Annotated in this window: 16 protein-coding genes; 4 read left to right on the plus strand and 12 right to left on the minus strand. The window is 59.0% G+C overall.

Annotated elements, in window-relative coordinates; all coding sequences use genetic code 11:
- Positions 1-4: 4 nt before the first annotated feature.
- From J8Z22_RS00420 to J8Z22_RS00435, 4 genes are all read right to left on the minus strand, one after another.
- Positions 5-1,240 carry a 4Fe-4S binding protein gene (locus J8Z22_RS00420; protein WP_252008311.1) on the minus strand — a complete coding sequence of 412 codons (1,236 nt, stop codon included), beginning with the start codon at positions 1,238-1,240 and terminating at the stop codon, positions 5-7.
- A gap of 114 nt (positions 1,241-1,354) precedes the next feature.
- Positions 1,355-1,987, minus strand: a complete 633-nt coding sequence (locus tag J8Z22_RS00425; RefSeq protein WP_028112572.1) for a DUF2959 domain-containing protein — start codon at positions 1,985-1,987, stop codon at positions 1,355-1,357.
- A 9-nt stretch (positions 1,988-1,996) separates the two neighbouring features.
- On the minus strand, positions 1,997-2,212 hold the full coding sequence (locus tag J8Z22_RS00430) for a hypothetical protein (RefSeq protein ID WP_028112573.1): 216 nt from the start codon (positions 2,210-2,212) through the stop codon (positions 1,997-1,999).
- A 119-nt stretch (positions 2,213-2,331) separates the two neighbouring features.
- The gene (locus J8Z22_RS00435) at positions 2,332-3,204 is read right to left on the minus strand and encodes a DMT family transporter (RefSeq protein ID WP_252008313.1); all 873 of its coding nucleotides are present in this window, start codon (positions 3,202-3,204) and stop codon (positions 2,332-2,334) included.
- A 186-nt stretch (positions 3,205-3,390) separates the two neighbouring features.
- Between J8Z22_RS00435 and J8Z22_RS00440 the strand changes: the two genes are divergently transcribed.
- The 3 genes from J8Z22_RS00440 to dtd all read left to right on the plus strand — a co-directional run bounded on the left by J8Z22_RS00440 (position 3,391) and on the right by dtd (position 5,305).
- Positions 3,391-4,257 (plus strand): virulence factor BrkB family protein, encoded by an 867-nt coding sequence (locus J8Z22_RS00440; RefSeq protein WP_051252607.1) that lies wholly within the window; start codon positions 3,391-3,393, stop codon positions 4,255-4,257.
- Complete coding sequence (locus tag J8Z22_RS00445; protein ID WP_051252586.1) at positions 4,254-4,784, plus strand: hypothetical protein; 531 nt, start codon at positions 4,254-4,256, stop codon at positions 4,782-4,784. Before J8Z22_RS00440 ends, J8Z22_RS00445 begins: the two co-directional genes overlap by 4 nt.
- An 83-nt stretch (positions 4,785-4,867) precedes the next feature.
- Positions 4,868-5,305 (plus strand): D-aminoacyl-tRNA deacylase, encoded by a 438-nt coding sequence (dtd, locus tag J8Z22_RS00450; protein WP_028112576.1) that lies wholly within the window; start codon positions 4,868-4,870, stop codon positions 5,303-5,305.
- A 47-nt stretch (positions 5,306-5,352) separates the two neighbouring features.
- Here the strand turns inward: dtd and rluF are convergent, their stop codons facing one another.
- The gene (gene rluF / locus J8Z22_RS00455; RefSeq protein ID WP_252008315.1) at positions 5,353-6,321 is read right to left on the minus strand and encodes a 23S rRNA pseudouridine(2604) synthase RluF; all 969 of its coding nucleotides are present in this window, start codon (positions 6,319-6,321) and stop codon (positions 5,353-5,355) included.
- A gap of 114 nt (positions 6,322-6,435) precedes the next feature.
- A complete protein-coding gene (locus J8Z22_RS00460) occupies positions 6,436-7,305 on the minus strand; it encodes a chemotaxis protein (RefSeq protein WP_028112578.1) in 870 nt (289 codons plus the stop codon).
- A gap of 172 nt (positions 7,306-7,477) precedes the next feature.
- Here J8Z22_RS00460 and J8Z22_RS00465 point away from each other — a divergent pair, with 172 nt between their 5' ends.
- Positions 7,478-8,329: a YiiD C-terminal domain-containing protein gene (locus J8Z22_RS00465; protein WP_252008317.1), complete on the plus strand. Its 852-nt coding sequence runs from the start codon at positions 7,478-7,480 to the stop codon at positions 8,327-8,329.
- Positions 8,330-8,379: 50 nt separating this feature from the next.
- Here the strand turns inward: J8Z22_RS00465 and J8Z22_RS00470 are convergent, their stop codons facing one another.
- The 6 genes from J8Z22_RS00470 to spoT form a co-directional block, all read right to left on the minus strand.
- Complete coding sequence (locus J8Z22_RS00470; protein ID WP_028112580.1) at positions 8,380-9,249, minus strand: DUF3014 domain-containing protein; 870 nt, start codon at positions 9,247-9,249, stop codon at positions 8,380-8,382.
- Positions 9,250-9,309: 60 nt separating this feature from the next.
- Positions 9,310-11,385 carry an ATP-dependent DNA helicase RecG gene (recG, locus tag J8Z22_RS00475; RefSeq protein WP_252008319.1) on the minus strand — a complete coding sequence of 692 codons (2,076 nt, stop codon included), beginning with the start codon at positions 11,383-11,385 and terminating at the stop codon, positions 9,310-9,312.
- 88 nt (positions 11,386-11,473) lie between these two features.
- Positions 11,474-13,147, minus strand: a complete 1,674-nt coding sequence (locus J8Z22_RS00480; RefSeq protein ID WP_252008321.1) for an AMP-binding protein — start codon at positions 13,145-13,147, stop codon at positions 11,474-11,476.
- A gap of 547 nt (positions 13,148-13,694) precedes the next feature.
- Positions 13,695-14,402 carry a tRNA (guanosine(18)-2'-O)-methyltransferase TrmH gene (gene trmH / locus J8Z22_RS00485; RefSeq protein WP_028112583.1) on the minus strand — a complete coding sequence of 236 codons (708 nt, stop codon included), beginning with the start codon at positions 14,400-14,402 and terminating at the stop codon, positions 13,695-13,697.
- 76 nt (positions 14,403-14,478) lie between these two features.
- The gene (locus J8Z22_RS00490; RefSeq protein ID WP_028112584.1) at positions 14,479-14,862 is read right to left on the minus strand and encodes a RidA family protein; all 384 of its coding nucleotides are present in this window, start codon (positions 14,860-14,862) and stop codon (positions 14,479-14,481) included.
- A 19-nt stretch (positions 14,863-14,881) separates the two neighbouring features.
- A complete protein-coding gene (gene spoT, locus J8Z22_RS00495) occupies positions 14,882-16,981 on the minus strand; it encodes a bifunctional GTP diphosphokinase/guanosine-3',5'-bis pyrophosphate 3'-pyrophosphohydrolase (protein ID WP_028112585.1) in 2,100 nt (699 codons plus the stop codon).
- Positions 16,982-17,002: the final 21 nt, after the last annotated feature.

The raw sequence follows: 17,002 nt of genomic DNA on the forward strand, positions 1-17,002 counted from the left end.
GGGGCTAATCGGCGACCGGCAGTACCGACAGTTGATCCAGCTTCGGCAGTATCGCCTGTCGAAGCTGTTCTGAGGATTCGCTCTGCCAGTAGCCGCCCAGGTAGCTGAACAGCGGAATCACAGTAACGAAAAACAGCAGGATAAGCAGGATCATCGACGGCTTCAGCGGCCAACGATGCCCTGGCAGAGACAGGGTCAGGGCGTCTTTCTTCGGGCAAGCCTGGGCACAGCGATGGCAGGCGTGGCAATCATCGACGCTGACGGTTTCCAACTGATGTACCGGAATGTTGGAGGGGCAAGCCTGCTGGCACTTGCGGCAGTCCTTGTCGTCACATTCTCGCAGGCACAGGGCCGGGTTGCGGCGAATCTTGAATGGACTCAGCATCGACAACAGCCCCATCAGGGCGCCGTAGGGGCAGAAATAGCGGCAGAAGGCGTTGCGCTTAATGGTGGACAGCGTCAGTACCGCCGCCAGCAGTGCCAGGCCGATCAGAGAGGGATTGGTGAATCGCTGCCACATCGACAGATCCGCCATCAGGTGGCGTTCGCTGTTGAGGTAGTCTTCCAGGCCTGAGGAGGGGATCTCCATCACCAGGCACAGCAGCCAGATCAGCAGGCCGTATTTGGTCATCTTCAGGCTGCTGTCGAGCCAGGAGGGAAGCTGGTGATCTTTCTTCCAGTAGGGGTTGAGGCGTTCATACAGCACCTCGGAAAAGAACCCCACCGAACAGACCCAGCTGCAAAATGCCCGCTTGGTGATCAAGGCGGAGCCCAGCAGCGCCAGAAACAGCACCAGGGCGGCCGGGTGCTGGTGGTCGATGATGCCCTGCTCTATCCAGGCGCGCAGGGAGACCCCGGCGGTGACGGGCAGGTAGACATCCACCACGCTGGGGCGGGTCATCCACAGGCTGCCGGCGTGCATCTGCATGGCGTACAGGGCGTATTGTACCGCCACTATCACCATGGCGATGGCGAAGCCATTTTGGGTTAACTGCCGCAACTGGTCGAAGCGATCCATGGTGCGGGACGGCAGCCGACTGGGCAACAGCCAGCGCCCGGCGGTGACGGTCAGCAGGAAACAGAAGGAGGCCAGTACCAGCAGGATATCGTGGGCCATCAGCAATCCCAGCCCTGCGGTGACCGCAGCACTTATCACCCCGAGGCTACGGCTCAGGGAGACCACAATGCCCAAGGCGACCGTGAAGCCGGTGAGCAAGATTAAGGATTCGAAGATGGACATGGACCAGCCAAACAGTTTCAGATGGTCGCCAGTATCTCAGCCTACGGCCCCCTTGGCAGTGGCAGCGTTGTGGTTTTTAGACCCACTTAACAATTTGGATTGGAAACCAAATCTTTATTGCCCGAGGGTCTTAATAAATTGATCGGATTCGGCAATGGCTTTATTCATCTCGGTTATAAGAGACTGGACTTCGCCCTTGAGATCGCTGAACTCGCTGCCGATGGCGTTGACCGCATTGGCATTGAGGTTGTGCTTCAGGTACAGCTCGTTGTCTTTGAGGCGGGCCAGAACCGGTTCCATTTTCTGCTCGGCGCGGCGCATGCTCTTGAGCATGCTGGCGTATTGCCGTTTGGTGGCCGACAGGCGCTTTTCACTGTCGCGCCGCAGTTTGGCGGACTGGTACTGCTCCAGCTCCTGCTGCCACTCATCAAACATCGCCTCGGCGACGTCATCGATGCTGTCGATGCGGTCACGGACATCGTTGGCGGCCTTTTCCGAGGCCTGATATTCATCGCGGACAGTGTCGTAGACGTCTTCGAGGTCGCCGCCGTCAAAATCCACCAGTGTCTGCAGTTGCTCCAGGGCCGAACTGAACTGTTGCTGTGCCTCCTGTTGGCTCTCCTGGGCCGATTCCACCCGATCGGTAAGAATCTCCCGTTTGTGATAGCCCACTTGTTCGGCGGCGGCGTAGTATGCCGACTGGCAACCGCCGAGCATCAGGGCGGCGATCAGAATCCAATACTTCATAGTGGTCCCTTATCGGTATTTGGCGGCATCAATGATGCACCACAGGTGGAGAATGGCGCCGAGTATGGCCGGCACGATCAGGAAATAGAAAAAGTACCCTGTACTGACAAACACAAAGAACAGCAACGCGGCGAGCACTCGCCCCTGTACCAGCTGTCCCAGTCCGGGAATAAAAAAGCTGCAAATGGCGGCGATGACGTTACCGGCGGACCCCTGTCCGGACATGCGAACCTCCTTGGTTACCCTGCATACACTGAGCTCCGGGACCGAGTTTGCCCGGAAGTTGAGACAGTTATGTTAACACCGACTCGAGGTTCGGCAACACCATGGCGATGGCACTCGACTCAGCCCCGGTGTCGGCTCATCAGGTTGAACAGCGCCCCCAACAGAATCAAGCCACCGCCGACCAGGGTCCACAGCGCCGGAATTTCGGCAAACACCAGCCAGCCAAGCAGGATGGAAAACAGGATCTGTACGTAGGAGTATGCCACGACCTTGTTGGCGGCCTCACCCTTCAACGCCTTGGTCAGCCCGACCTGCCCAACCTGGGTGAACACCCCAACCAGCAGCAGCAATCCCAGGGTCGGCAGGTCCGGAATCACCAGTTGATCCCCCAGTAGCAGCAGCGACACCGGCAGGGCCACCAGTGGGAAGTAGAGGATGATCACCGAGCTGTCCTCTTTGCCGCTGAGTTTTTTTACCAGAATGTAGGCCACGGCGCTGCCGCAGGCGCCAAGCAGGGCGGCAACGACGCTGAACCAAGGCAGGGCCTGATCCGCAGAAGACAGGCCCGGCACCAGCATGGCGCTCAGTCCGCTCAGAGACAGCAGGATGCAGATCAAGGTGAACCGGTGCACCCGTTCGCCCAGAAAGTACCAGGCCAGCATCGCGGTAAAGACCGGATGCAGGTACTGCAGCAGGGTGGCCTCTGCCAGCGGCAGGGTGGTGACCGCGTAATAGACGCACATCAGTGCCAGGGTACCGACCAGACCCCGGGCCAGTAACAGCCCTCGGTGGCGGCCCAGCGGTGCCAATCCCTTGCTGCGAATATCCAGGTAGCTGAGGATCAGTGACACCAAGGCTCGGGCGGCGACAATCTCCAACACCGGAATGTCGCGGGCGCTGGTCAGCTTGACGCAGACGGTCATCAGGGCAAATCCCAGGGCCGACAACAGGGCATAGTAGAGGCTGGGGAGTGGTGGGGTGCGGGTCGGCATGGTGATGTCGAAACTCGGGGGGCTGGCTATCCGTGGCCGCCATAGTGGCGGTCGACCCGGTAGGGAGTCAAGGGCGGGGGGGACAGTAAACCGGGGGCCGGTGGAATCAAATAGGGTAAATTGTTCTTTTCTATGCCATGTTATGATCAGAGTGACGTAAGGTTGCACAGGTTTACTATGAACATCATGACTCGGGCTCGACTGCAGTGGCAACGGTTTCCCTGGCGTCGCATTCCCGCCTATTTTCGATTTTTGCTTCGGCGTAGCGTCGATAACCGCCTGCAGGTGACCTCGGGGTACCTGGCCTACATGACCTTGTTGTCGCTGGTGCCGCTGATGGCGGTGGTGCTGTCGATCTTCTCTGCGTTTCCGGCCTTCAAAGGGGTGAAGCAGCAGGTGGAGCAGTTTGTGTACAGCAACTTCGTGCCCACTGCCGGCGGTGTGGTGCAGCAGTATCTGGCGGAGTTTGTCGACAACGCGTCGCGAATGACCGCCGTGGGGGTGGTGTTCCTGGCGGTGGTGGCGCTGGCGCTGATCTCGGCCATCGATAAGGCCTTGAATCAGATCTGGCGAATTCGGCAGCGCCGGCGCTGGGTGTACTCCTTCTCCATGTACTGGATGATTCTGACCCTGGGCCCTATCCTGATAGGCGCCAGTATCGTCATGACCTCTTACCTGGTGTCATTGAAGCTGTTTTCCGACGTTGGCCTGTCCGGTGTGGTGCCGTTCTTCGTGGCGAAGTTGCCATTTTTGTTGTCGGTGCTGGCGTTTGTGATGATGTATGCACTGGTTCCCAATACCCAGGTCCGGTTTCACCATGCCCTCAGCGGTGCGGTGGTGGCGGCGCTGTTGTTTGAGGCGGGTAAGCGGGGCTTTGCCTGGTACATCACCACCTTTCCGTCTTATGAGGCGATTTATGGGGCGCTGGCCGTGATCCCGATACTCTTTGTCTGGGTGTACCTGTCCTGGATGATCCTTCTGGTGGGGGCGGAAGTGACTGCGTCTCTGCCGGAGTTCTTTGCCGTAACTGAAAAACATAAGGAATTGACATGATGAAACATTGGATGATCGCCGCCGTGCTGGTTGTGATGACCGGCTGTGCCAGTACCGGAAACGACCCGGTGACCGTCGACATGAGCGGCATGACCAACGAACAGGCCACGGACCACCTGATTGAGGCCCTGAAGTCGGAGTCTTACCAGGTGAAGCGCGCCAGTGCCGGTCGGGCACTGGTGGATTACGACGGCAGCCATTTCCTGCTGCAGCCGAAGCTGATTCCCAACGGCTTGGACCGAGTGGTGATCACCAAGTACTACGCCCTGCACCCGGATTTGGCCCAGACCCCGGAGTTACTGCTGATCATCGGCAAGTTGAATCAGCAACTGGACTTTGCCAAGTTTGTGGTGCGCGATGAAGGCAAGGCCATCGAAGTGCGCGGCGCCGCAACCTTTGTGGATAGGATCAGTGTGCTGGAGTTGACTCGCTTCATGGATTGGACCAATCAGGGCCTGGCACTGTTGAAGCAGCAGTTCCCCCAGGCGCAGCCCATGGCCAAAGAGGTTCGGCTCAATACCCTCTGAGCGGCATCGCAAAGGTGCGGGTTCCCGCTTGAGTTGCCACGGTGCTGAGGTCACACTGGGGCGACTTTGAATGAGGGGACACAATGATCGCACTGGTGCAGCGGGTTTCGACCGCAAAAGTGGAAGTGGCAGGCCGAATCACCGGCGAAATTGACCGGGGCCTGCTGGTGTTGTTGGGTGTCGAGCAAGCGGATGACACCGACAAACTGCGAAAGCTGGCGGATAAGGTGATGAAGTACAGAATCTTTTCCGATGACGAGGGCAAGATGAACCTTAACGTCCGCCAGGCCGGCGGCAAATTGCTGGTGGTCAGCCAGTTTACCCTGGCTGCCGACACCGGCCGCGGCCTGCGGCCCAGCTTTTCCCGCGCCGGTAAGCCGGAACAGGCTGAGGCGCAGTACCTTGAATTTGTCGACTATTGCCGCAGCACAGGGATGGCGGTGGAGACCGGTGAGTTTGCCGCCGACATGCAGGTGTCGTTGACCAACGACGGTCCGGTGACCTTCCACCTGCAGGTGTAGTTGCCACAACACCAACAAGCCGCTCAACGGAGCGGCTTTTTTGTGGGCTATTTTGATCCTTTGCGTTTCAGGCTCAGGGTGCGGTCGCCGGATTTACGCGGCTTGGGTTTGTCGACCTTGGGTTTGTTGGGGTTGTCGACAAAGATTTTTCGACCGCTGGGCTTGTCCAGGGCGCCGCGCCCCTCTCCCTGGCCACTCGGCCGACGCGGCGCGCCAGAGCGGGGTTTGATCGGCCTGGCGGGCCGAAAGTCGCCGTCGCGGCTGCCCTTGGGTGGGGTGGTGTTCACGGCGGTTTTGCTGGAGCCCGCCACGGCCTGGTTGATGGCCGCCATCTCGTCGGCACTCAGGTCCCGCCACTGGCCGGGGCGCAGTCCCGACAGGGTCACGTTCATGATGCGGGTACGCTTCAGCTTGGTGACCTTGTAACCCAGATACTCACACATGCGTCGAATTTGACGGTTCAGTCCCTGAGTCAGCACGATCTTAAACACATAGCGGCTGACCATGGTGACCTGACAGGGTTTGGTGACGGTATCGAGAATCGGTACCCCTTTGGACATTCGCTCGATGAAGCGTTCGCTGACCGGTTGATCGACGGTGACCACGTACTCTTTGTCGTGGGCGTTTTCGGCCCGCAGGATCTTGTTGACGATGTCGCCGTCACTGGTGAGAAAAATCAGCCCTTCGGACGGCTTGTCCAGGCGGCCGATGGGGAAGATGCGCCGCTTGTGACCAATGGCATCGATGATGTTGCCGTGCACGTCCCGCTCGGTGGTGCAGGTGATGCCGATGGGCTTGTTGTAGGCGATGTAGATGCGATCGGACTTGTTGCTGGCGCTGGCCTTGATGGGCTTACCGTCCACGGCGACCTGGTCGCCCGGCTGCACCTTGGTGCCAAGTTCCGGGGTGCGACCATTGATGGTGACGCGGTTCTGCTCGATGAGCTTGTCGGCTTCGCGGCGGGAGCAGAAGCCGGATTCGCTGATGAATTTATTCAGGCGTTTTTCGGTAGTCACTGTGGTATCCAACTGGTGGCCGGGTTTTGGCGCGCCACAGTATACCAAATGCAGGCCCGGCTGGGGTCGGTGGCAGAAAAAAGGCGCCCGCCGGACGCCTTAATGCTGGTCGACTCAGTGGTGTGAGCCGCGGGCGATGGCCGCCAACAGGGCTTCGGGATCAAATTTGCACAGGCCTTCGTCGGCGCCACTGTTGTGGGTGTAGCGACGGCATACCTCGCTGTTGAGTGAGGTGTGCAGAATGATGTAGGTCTCTTTGAGGCAGGCTTCGCTGCGAACCGTGGTGGCCAGTTGGTAACCGTCCAGCTCCGGCATCTCGATGTCGGACACCAGAATCTGAATCGGTTCGCCGGCGGCGGCTTGTTCCTGCAGTCGCTCCAGGGCGGCCCGTCCGTTGGGGGCGCTGTGGTAATCGATGCCGTGTTGCTCCAGCACGTTGGCCAGTTGTCGACGGGCAAAGCGGGAGTCGTCGCAGATCAGAATTCGCTGGCCGCGAATCTCCGCCAGGGTGGCGTCGTCGAGGACAAAATCGTCGTTGTCCTGACGGGCATTGAGACCCACGGTTTCGTTGAGGATGCGCTCCAGATCCAGCACCTGCACCAGGTCGTTGTCGCGACGAATGACGCCGGAGCTGTAGCTGGTGTCGCCCAACTTCGTTGGCATAGCGGCAACGTCATCACTGTTGCAGTAGTGAATGGTATCGATGCCGGTCACCAGCAGACCGTACAGGCGTTCCTGCACTTCGCATACCACCACCTGTTTGCAGTCATCGGATGCCATGCCGATGGCGTTGGCCAGATCAATCACCGTCAGAGTGTGGCCCCGCAGTGGCATGGTGCCCACCACCGACGGGTGACTGCCGGGAATCTGGTTGAACTGACGGGTGGTGACGATCTCCCGCACTTTCAGCGTGGTGATGGCGAAAGCCCGACGAGGCCCCAGGGTAAAGACCAGAAACTCTTGACGATTATTTTCTTGTGACATCCCAAATACCAAAGGTGACTGCGGTTGTAATAGTGATAGCGACGGCAGATTAGCGGTGATTAAATCACGGCGGTCAGCCTGGGTTAACCTTGCCTTGGTAGGGCCAGGCTGTCCACTTAATCTGTGCTATTCTCGGCGCTTATTTGCGCTAAAACAGATTACGCAGGTGGCCATGATATTTGTAAAGCCCGATCCAGCACAATTGACGGCGGGATTTGATCTTCGATTTCGGGTACTGCGTCAACCCTGGCAGCAGCCCAGAGGCAGTGAGCAGGATGATCTGGAGGCTCAGGGACTGCACCGGGTCGGGCTGGATGGCGACGGAACCGTGGTGGCCACCGGTCGGGTGCATTCGCTGTCGTGTCGCCGCGGGCAGATTCGCTATATGGCGGTGGCGCCTGACCGTCAGCGGCAGGGCCTGGGCACGCAACTGCTGGCTGCCCTGGAGCTGGCGGCACAACAGGCCGGCCTGGAGGTGGTGGAGCTGCAGGCGAGAGAGTCTCAGCTGGGATTCTATCTGGCCCGGGGGTATCGGGACATCGGTGTCGGTCACACCCTGTTTGGCACCGTGTCGCACCGGCGCATGGCCAAGGTGCTGGACAGTGGCGTTGCCCGTTTGACCCAGGTGTGGCATCAGACCATTCCCCTGGCCGGTTTCATGCAGGTCGAGGGGCTGTCGTTTGACGGCCGCCGTTTCTGCACTCGGGCCAGTTTCGACAGTGGCCGCAATCTGCACGGAACCCTGTTTGCCGGTGCCGGATACAGCCAGGCGGTGCTCACCGGTTGGGGGCGTGTGTGGCTGGAATTGCAACTGTGTGGGCTGGAAGGCGATATCGTGCTGGCCCGGGCGGAAGTCAGTTACAGCAAGCCGGTGGCTGAGACGCCGGTGGCCGAGGTGGAGAGTGAGGCGTTGGATTTAGCCCCCCTGCTCAATGGTCGCAATGCCAAAGTGCCGCTGACCGTGGTGTTGGCCGATGGGCTGAGGTTACAGGCGTTGTTTGCGGTGCTGGCAGAGCGACACTGAGTGGCAAACAAAAAGGCTCCCTCGGGAGCCTTTTCGGTCGGTGAGCCTGTTCAGTCGTTCATGGCGGCGCGGAAACGGCGCAAGGTCGACTTCAACTTGCGGGCATTGTCCGGCCCCATGCGCAGCATCAGCTTCTCGACGTCGGTCAGCGACTCCAGATCGGTGTCTTTAAACTCGTAGTTGACGCTGTGGCTTTCCAGTGGAATGGCGGTGTCCATCTCCGGGGCCGACAGCAGCAGGTCCATGGCGTCATCCAGGCGGTCGCGGAAGCTGTCTTCGTACCCCAGTTCGGCGTAGGCCTGTTCGAACAACGGCTCCATCAGCAGGAAGGTGTCACGCAGGGCTTGCTCATCGAGGCGGTACAGGAAACTGGTGTAGGCGTCGTAACGGTGGTAGCCGTCGGGATCCAGGTACAGCTGACCATTGACGTCCACCGCTTTAAACTCTTCATTCAGGCGTTTAAACGGTCCCTGCTTACGCAGGACATTGCCTTGTGCCAGATTGTCCACCAGGCCAACGAAGCGGCGGATCAGGCTATCAGGCACCAGGAATTGACCTAATTGCATGCCATCGGACAGGCCATTGAGCTGGGCTTTGGCAAAGTCATCGGACTGGGCCAGTGTCGGCAGGGTCACTTTTGGGGCTTCGGGCTCCGGTTGTGGCTCCGGTTCGATCACTTCGGGTTCCGGTTGCGGCTCTGGCTCTGGCTCGATCACCGGTTCGGTGGGCAAGGGCTCGGCAGGCACTTCCACGATGGGCTCGATCACCGGCTCAATGGGGTCGACGGTCGCCACCGGGGCCTCCTTATCGCCGGCGAAGTAGAACCAGGCGCCGATGCTCAGAAGGATAACCAGTACCACCATCACCATGGCAATGGTGCTGGAATTGGAACTGTTGGTGTCGCGTTCATTTGAATTCATGGTGGTCTCTTTGCTCCTGTGCCGACCTACACTCCATTGTGCAAAATTAGCCCTGTCTGTCTAGGCTTGACTGTAAATCTCTCGCCCTTTTAACCACCTATCTATAAGCGGCTGCACATTTTGGGGGTAATTCCGCATCAGATGCAGGGCCAGTCGTTTCACCTGAGGGATCAGTGCTCCGTCCCGAATCAGATCGGCGATTTTCAGATCCGCCAAGCCGGTTTGCTTGGTGCCCAGTACTTCTCCCGGGCCGCGAATTTCCAAATCCCGCTGGGCGATGATAAAGCCATCGTTGCTCTCTCTGAGTACGCCGATGCGGGCCTGGGCGGTTTTTGACAGCGGTGGATGATACAACAGCACACAGTGACTGGCGGTGCAGCCGCGGCCGACCCGGCCCCGCAACTGGTGCAACTGCGCCAGGCCAAGTCGCTCCGGATTTTCGATGATCATCAGGCTGGCGTTGGGCACGTCCACGCCGACTTCGATCACCGTGGTGGCCACCAACAGGTCCAGCTCTCCGGACTTGAATTGATCCATGACCTGTTGTTTTTCAGAGGATTTCATCCGCCCATGTACCAATCCGACCCGCAAATCCGGCAGTTGTTCCCCAAGTTCCTGAGCGGTGTCTTCGGCGGCCTGGCACTGAAGCACTTCGGATTCGTCGATCAGGGTGCAGACCCAATAAGCCTGTCGTCCCTGCTCCTTGCAGGCCTGGCGTACCCGCTCGACCACTTCCGGGCGTCGGCTGTCGCCCACGGCTACCGTGGTGACCGGTGTGCGCCCCGGAGGTAACTCGTCGATCACCGAAGTATCCAGATCGGCGTAGGCGGTCATGGCCAGGGTGCGGGGGATTGGGGTGGCGGTCATGATCAACTGGTGGGGGTAATTGCCGTCTTTGAAGCCTTTTTCTCTCAGCTCCAGCCGTTGATGGACGCCAAAACGGTGTTGCTCGTCGATGATGATCAGCGACAGGTGATCGAAGCGAACCTGGTCCTGAAAGATGGCATGGGTGCCGACGATCATTTTGGCGCTGCCGTCGGCGACTCGGGCCAGGGTCTGCTCCCTGGCTTTGCCTTTCAGTTTTCCTGCCAGCCAGGCGACCGGAAACCCCAGTGGCTCCAGCCAGGCGGCAAAGGCCAGGGCGTGTTGTTCCGCCAGTAATTCCGTGGGGGCCATCAACGCCACTTGTTGTCCCTGGCTCAGCACCGTCAGGGCCGCCAACGCCGCCACCAGGGTTTTGCCGGAGCCGACGTCACCTTGTACCAGCCGCATCATCGGTTGGGTCTGCGCCAGATCGGAACGGATTTCGCCGACCACCCGTTGCTGGGCGCCGGTGGGGGTAAAGGGCAGCTGGTTGAGAAAATCCCGCTCGACGGCGCGGTCCACCTGCTGCGGCAATGCCGTGTGCTGATCGGCACTTTGGCGCAATTGCAGCATCGACAGGTTTTGAGCCAGTAACTCCTCCATCGCCAGGCGTTGCTGAGCCGGGTGCTGGCCTTCGGTGAGCAGGTCGACATTGGCGTCGGCAGGGGGCCGGTGAACGTAATGCAGGGCCTGAGCCATGCTCATCTGTTGGTCGTACAACCCCTCAGGCAGCAGTTCTGGCACCGGATGGCGGCGCAGGTGGTCCACCGCTTGTTCGCACAGTTTGCGCAGGCTGAGCTGTTTCAGCCCTTCGGTGGTGGGGTAGATGGGCGTCAGGCTTTCTTCCAGCAAGGGGGCGCTGTCGTCCTCCAGCAGGCTGTACTCCGGATGGATGATCTCCAGCCCGTGCAGGCCGCGTCTGGCTTCGCCAAAGGCGCGCAGTCGTTTGCCCGGTTGCAGGCTGTTTTTCTGAGCCATGGCGAAGTTAAAGAAGCGCAGGGTCAGGCTGCCACTGGCGTCGAGGATCTTCACCGTCATCATCCGCTTGCGGCCATAGGTGACATTGGCGGACAGAATCTCACCCTCTACGGTGCCGTGGATGCCGGGCATCAGGCTGGCGATGGTCCAGATTCGAGTGCGGTCTTCGTAGCGCAGGGGCAGGTGGAACAGCAGGTCCTGCACCGAGTCGACGCCAATCTTGGCGAGTTTTTCCGCTACTTTGCTGCCGACGCCCTTAAGGGAGGTGACCGGCAGGGCCGCTAGATCCGTCACACCGTTATCCAAAACCACTGTAAATATGATCAGATAATAGCAGCCCTAGGCTGAGGAATCAGCCCCTTAGTGGGGCTGACTGCGGCGCTTAGCTGGCTTTGGCGTTATTGCCGAGCTGGTCTTCCCATACCACGGCGTCATTGCGGATGTTGCCGATCAAGGCGTTGTAGCGCTTTTCCAGTACGTGGCGCTTGATCTTCAGGGTTGGGGTCAGCACGTCATTTTCCACCGTCCACGGTTCCTGCACCACCAGCACTCCGCCCAGGGTGGCGTGGCTTTCCATGGTGGCACTGACGGCCTGTGACGCGGCCTGCAGAGACGCTTGAACCTGTTCTCGCGGCAGCCCGTAGGCGGATTCTGCCAGCTGCACCAGCGCCACCGGATAGGGCTGACCGGAGCCGATGACACAAAGCAGTTCGATGTTGGTGTCCTGGGCCAACTTGCGCTCGATGGGCACCGGTGCCACGAATTTGCCTTTGGCGGTTTTGAAGTTGTCTTTGACCCGGCCGATGATGCTGACGTAGCCGTCGGCGTCAATTTCCGCTTGGTCGCCGGTGCGGAAGAAGCCGTCTTCGGTCATCGATTCGGCGGTGGCCTCCGGCTGTTTGTAGTACTCCCGGAACAGCCCCGGGCTCTTAAACAGCAGCTCGTGGTTGTCGCCGATCTTCAGCTCCACGTCCATACCGGCGGCGCCAACGGTGCCGATTTTATCCTTCCTGAACGGAAAGTTGAGGGTGGCGTAGGCGGCGTTTTCGGTCATGCCCCAGGCTTCGGTAATGTCCATGCCGATGCGGCCGTACCAGTGCAATAACGCCGGCGAGACCGGCGCGGAGCCGCAGCCGAGGATGCGGGCATTGTTGAGGCCCAACTGTTTGCGAATCTTGCGGGCCACGAACGCGCCGATGATAGGGAGGCCGAGCAGGGTATTGAGTTTGTTGTTGCCCACCTTGGCGATGATGTTTTTTTGGAACAGGGTCCACAACCGTGGCACCGACAGGAAGAAGTTCGGATTGGCTACCTGGACATCTTCGACGAAGGTGTCCAGGCTCTCTACGAAGTACACCGTGCCGCCGCCAAAGATGGAGCTGCCGAAGATGTAAGCCCGTTCGGTGATGTGAGCCAGTGGCAGGTAGGAGATGACCCGATCTTTGGGAGTGCCCCCCAGGTGTTCATTGATGCGGCAGGCGGCCCAGCTGAAGGCGCCAAAGGTCATCACGGCACCTTTGGGATTGCCGGTGGAACCGGAGGTGTAGATGATGGTCATCACGTCGTCGGCATCGGGATACTGGGTTTGAATCGGTTCAGCCAACTCCAGCAGTTGCTGCCAGTGGTACTGGGTCTTAATGCCGTCATAGCCCATTCCCAGTCGCAGCGTTTCGCCGCCGATGCCCGGTTCCTGGCTGGGACCGTCATCCAGTTTCCCCACAAATACCGCCTTGGCTTCGGAGTGTTGCAGCACGTAGCGAATGGTGTCGGCATTGGCGGTGGGGTAGATGGGCACACTGATGAAACCGCCGACCATCAGGGCGTAATCGGTAATGAACCATTCAGAACAGTTTTTCGACAAAATGGCAATCTTGTCGCCTTTCTCAAACCCCAGCTTATGCAGGGCGCCGGCCAGGCGATGGGCCATCTGGTGTACCTGACTCCAGCTGATGTCATGCAGTCTGCGTTGCTTGGGCTGGCGAAGGTAGGTTTTGTCGCCCTGAACCCGGGCCCATTGTTCCAACATCTCTACGGGGGTTTTGAACGCCTGTGTCATCTCACTCTCCCTAGGTGATATCGCGTCAACGATCCGTCTGGTTGTAGTTTTTTGATGGCATCAGCGGCAGACGGAGACATCGATTGCCTTGATGCTGTCATTGTCAGTATCGGTTCGATTGTAAAAAGCCGGCATCCTGCCGGGGATCATTTGGAGCTTGGCGGATCAGCGCCTAGCCCCTCGAAAATAGCAGGAAATTGGCGATTGTGTAGCCAAAGCATAGTGTTAAATTGCCATTTAGTGGCTTTGGGCGACGTAATTTGCGCTGTTTCAATGGCGGCGGTTGCGATCAAATGAAGCTGAAGTGGAGCCGAATGGTGAATTGTGTTGTTGCTATCGCCAACGCAGGGAGGTAACGCTGTTTTTTTGCTGACACCGAAAAAATTCCGGCGTTGTGGAGGGGACCGTCCTGGCGCCGGTTATTTTAAAAACACCTTTAATTTTAACTGCATAAGAAAAAACGGCGCGGGGGAATCTACGACGTGATGACGGGGAGCTAGGAGGGGGGGGCAGTGGGGCCGAAGCGGCTCCACTGACCGGCGCGGTATCAATCGTCCAGGTGAGCCCAGGACTCTTTGTTCATCTGCACTTTCTGCCACCAGTCGTCACTGGCATCGATCTGGCCTTCCTCGTCGACCCGAGGGTAGGGCAGGCCTTTCTGGCGGCAGATCTTGGCAAAGATTGGGTGGCCGCCTTCAAACAGCAACCGTTGGCATTCGGCGTCGTCGATGCTGCGCTGTTGGTACATGCCGGCTTGTTGACGCTGTCGTTGGGCCTCGTACAGCATCAGGGCGGTGGCGACGGAAACGTTCAGCGACTGCACCATCCCCACCATGGGAATGATGACGTCCTGATCCGCCAGAGCCAGGGCTTCGGCAGTGATGCCGGTCTTTTCCTGACCCATCAGGATGGCGGTGGGCTTGGTGTAGTCGATGTCGCGGAAATCCACGGCGGTGTCGGACAGGTTGGTGGCGATGATCTGCATGCCTTGCGCCCGCAACTCTTTAATGGCATCGACAATGGTGTCGTGTGACTTCAGATCCACCCATTGCTGACTGCCGGTGGCGGTTCCGCCGGACAGCTTGGTTTTCTGATCCGGCCAGACGGCGTGAACCCGGTGTACCCCGACGGCGTCGGCGGTCCGCACCATGGCGGCCAGGTTGTGCGGCTTGTGGACCTCTTCCATGCAGATGGTCAGGTCTGTCTGGCGGCGGTCCAGCATGGCATTGATGCGGGCGAGACGTTCGGGGCTCATGAAACTTCCTTAAACAATGAATGCGGGGGCGCCAAAAGCGCCCCCGAAGAGTATAGCTGTGGTCGCTGCGGCGGGATTACAGGATCATCACCGCGTCCATCTCAACCAGGCTGCCCTTGGGCAGTTCCTTCACACCGATGGCGGCGCGCGCCGGGTAGGGCTGCTGGATGTATTGACCCATGACTTCGTTGACCTTGGCAAAGTTGGCCAGGTCAACCATAAAAATGTTCAGTTTGGCGATGTGTTGCAGGCTGCCGCCGGCGGCTTCACAGACGGCTTTCAGGTTATCGAACACCTGTACCACCTGGGAATCAAAGTCGTCACCAACCATCTCCATGGTGTTCGGGTCCAGCGGGATCTGGCCGGAGATGTACACGGTGTCGCCGGCTTTAATGGCCTGAGAATAGGTGCCAATGGCGGCCGGTGCGTTTTCGGTGGCGATAACGATCTTATCGGTCATGGGTTCCCCACAAATATTCTTAATTACGATTTCGCGCGACTTTCAGAACCTCGGGCTGCACCCTCAGTTTGCGCATGACGTTCGCTAAATGAACCCGATTCTTGACGGTCAGAGTCAATGCGATGGAGTAGACTCTGCCCTCTTTCTCTTCGGTGTTCAGATTATGAATATTGGCATCACATGCCGCAATAATGGAAGTGAGTTTTGCCAGAATCCCCTGATGATTCACGATTTCCATGCGTAAACCGGTGACAAACTCCTCGCGGCTGTCCTGGTCCCACTCCACATTGAGAAACTTCTCCGACTCCACCTCGCGGGCGCGTCGAATGTTGCGGCAGGTATCGATGTGCACCACCAGTCCCTTGCCGGGGCTGACGTGGGCGACGATGTCGTCACCGGGGATGGGGCGGCAGCATTTGGCAAACGACAGCAGCACCCCTTCGGCACCGCGAATCGGCAGCTTGTCACTGCCGTTGGCTGACTCCAGCTCTCCGCGCAGTTTCTGAGCCACCACCAGGCTCATGGCGTTACCCAGACCAATGTCGGCCAGCAGGGTATCGAAATCGTCGTGACGGTACTCTTCCACGATCTGGTCGATGCGGCTCTGCGGAATCTCGTCCAGGGTCATGTCGCCCAGGGCGTGGTTGAGCAGACGTTTGCCCAGGGCGGTGGCGTCGCGATCCTGCAGGCTCTTGAGCACGTGACGGATCTTGGCTCGGGCCTTGGCGGTGACCACAAAGTTGAGCCAGGCGGCGTTGGGTCGGGCACCGGGGGCGGTGATGATCTCCACCGTTTGACCTGACTTGAGCGGTTGGCTCAGCGGGTAGGCGTGACGGTTGATCTTGGCGCCGACGCAGCCGTTGCCGACGTCGGTGTGAACCGCGTAGGCAAAATCCACCGCGGTGGCGCCCAGGGGCAGTTCCAGAATCTTACCGGTGGGGGTGAACACGTAAATCTCATCCGGGAACAGATCGGTTTTTACGTTTTCAATAAATTCAAAGGAGTTACCGGCACTTTGTTGTAACTCCAGTAGGCTTTGCATCCATTTGCGGGCGCGAACCTGGGCGGTGGTGGCACTGGCTTCGGCGTCGTCTTTGTACAGCCAGTGAGCAGCCACCCCTTTGTCGGCCATCTGGTCCATGTCATCGGTGCGCACCTGAACCTCCACCGGCACCCCGTGGGGCCCATAGAGCGAGGTGTGCAGACTTTGGTAGCCGTTGGCTTTGGGGATGGCGATGTAATCTTTGAAGCGGTCCAGGCGGGGTTTATACAGGGTGTGCATGGCCCCGAGTACCCGGTAACAGGTGTCGATGTTCTTCACCGTTACTCGAAACGCGTAGATGTCCATCACTTCCTGAAACTGCAGCTCTTTGTTCACCATCTTGTTGTAGATGGAGTACAGGTTCTTTTCCCGCCCCTGCACCGTGCCCTCGATCTGCACCTCCTCGAGACGGCCGACAATGGCGTCGCGGATGGAGTTCATGATCGCTTTGCGGTTGCCGCTGGCGGCCTGCATCACCTCTTTGAGGACCCGATGACGCATCGGGTAGAGTGCCTGAAAGCCCAGGTCTTCCAGTTCATTCTTGATGTTGTGGATGCCAAGACGGTTGGCAATGGGGGCGTAGATCTCCAGGGTTTCCCTGGCGATGCGGCGACGTTTGTCCGGGCGCAGCGAGCCCAGGGTGCGCATGTTGTGGGTGCGGTCGGCCAGTTTTATCAGGATCACCCGAATGTCCTGCACCATGGCCAGCACCATCTTGCGGAAGTTTTCCGCCTGCGCTTCTTTCTTGTCGCGGAATTTGAGCTTGTCGAGTTTGGAGACCCCTTCCACCAGTTCGGCGACGGCGGGACCAAACTGCTCCGCCAGATCCTCTTTGGTGATCTCGGTGTCTTCGATGACGTCGTGCATCAGGGCGGCCATCAGCGTCTCGTGATCGAGTCGCATCTCCGCCAGAATGCGGGTAACCGCAATCGGATGAGTAATGTAGGGTTCGCCGCTGGAGCGTGTCTGCCCATCATGGGCATCTCTAGCGGTGATATAAGCGCGAGTGAGATTCTCGACCTGTTCCGGATCCAGATAACTGGACGCCAGTTCCCTCAGGCTTTCAAACAGATACAACGACGACCCCCATTATGGACG

Source organism: Ferrimonas sp. SCSIO 43195 (assembly GCF_023716685.1).
GTDB lineage: Bacteria > Pseudomonadota > Gammaproteobacteria > Enterobacterales > Shewanellaceae > Ferrimonas > Ferrimonas kyonanensis.

Excerpts from the sequence above, each read along its gene's own strand:
- J8Z22_RS00480 (WP_252008321.1), bottom strand. The coding sequence starts at position 13,147 with ATGACACAGGCGTTCAAAACCCCCGTAGAGATGTTGGAACAATGGGCC.
- trmH (WP_028112583.1), bottom strand. The coding sequence starts at position 14,402 with ATGAGCCCCGAACGTCTCGCCCGCATCAATGCCATGCTGGACCGCCGC.
- J8Z22_RS00430 (WP_028112573.1), bottom strand. The coding sequence starts at position 2,212 with ATGTCCGGACAGGGGTCCGCCGGTAACGTCATCGCCGCCATTTGCAGC.
- dtd (WP_028112576.1), top strand. The coding sequence starts at position 4,868 with ATGATCGCACTGGTGCAGCGGGTTTCGACCGCAAAAGTGGAAGTGGCA.
- J8Z22_RS00420 (WP_252008311.1), bottom strand. The coding sequence starts at position 1,240 with ATGTCCATCTTCGAATCCTTAATCTTGCTCACCGGCTTCACGGTCGCC.
- J8Z22_RS00465 (WP_252008317.1), top strand. The coding sequence starts at position 7,478 with ATGATATTTGTAAAGCCCGATCCAGCACAATTGACGGCGGGATTTGAT.
- J8Z22_RS00470 (WP_028112580.1), bottom strand. The coding sequence starts at position 9,249 with ATGAATTCAAATGAACGCGACACCAACAGTTCCAATTCCAGCACCATT.
- J8Z22_RS00440 (WP_051252607.1), top strand. The coding sequence starts at position 3,391 with ATGACTCGGGCTCGACTGCAGTGGCAACGGTTTCCCTGGCGTCGCATT.
- J8Z22_RS00425 (WP_028112572.1), bottom strand. The coding sequence starts at position 1,987 with ATGAAGTATTGGATTCTGATCGCCGCCCTGATGCTCGGCGGTTGCCAG.
- J8Z22_RS00460 (WP_028112578.1), bottom strand. The coding sequence starts at position 7,305 with ATGTCACAAGAAAATAATCGTCAAGAGTTTCTGGTCTTTACCCTGGGG.
- J8Z22_RS00490 (WP_028112584.1), bottom strand. The coding sequence starts at position 14,862 with ATGACCGATAAGATCGTTATCGCCACCGAAAACGCACCGGCCGCCATT.
- J8Z22_RS00445 (WP_051252586.1), top strand. The coding sequence starts at position 4,254 with ATGATGAAACATTGGATGATCGCCGCCGTGCTGGTTGTGATGACCGGC.
- J8Z22_RS00435 (WP_252008313.1), bottom strand. The coding sequence starts at position 3,204 with ATGCCGACCCGCACCCCACCACTCCCCAGCCTCTACTATGCCCTGTTG.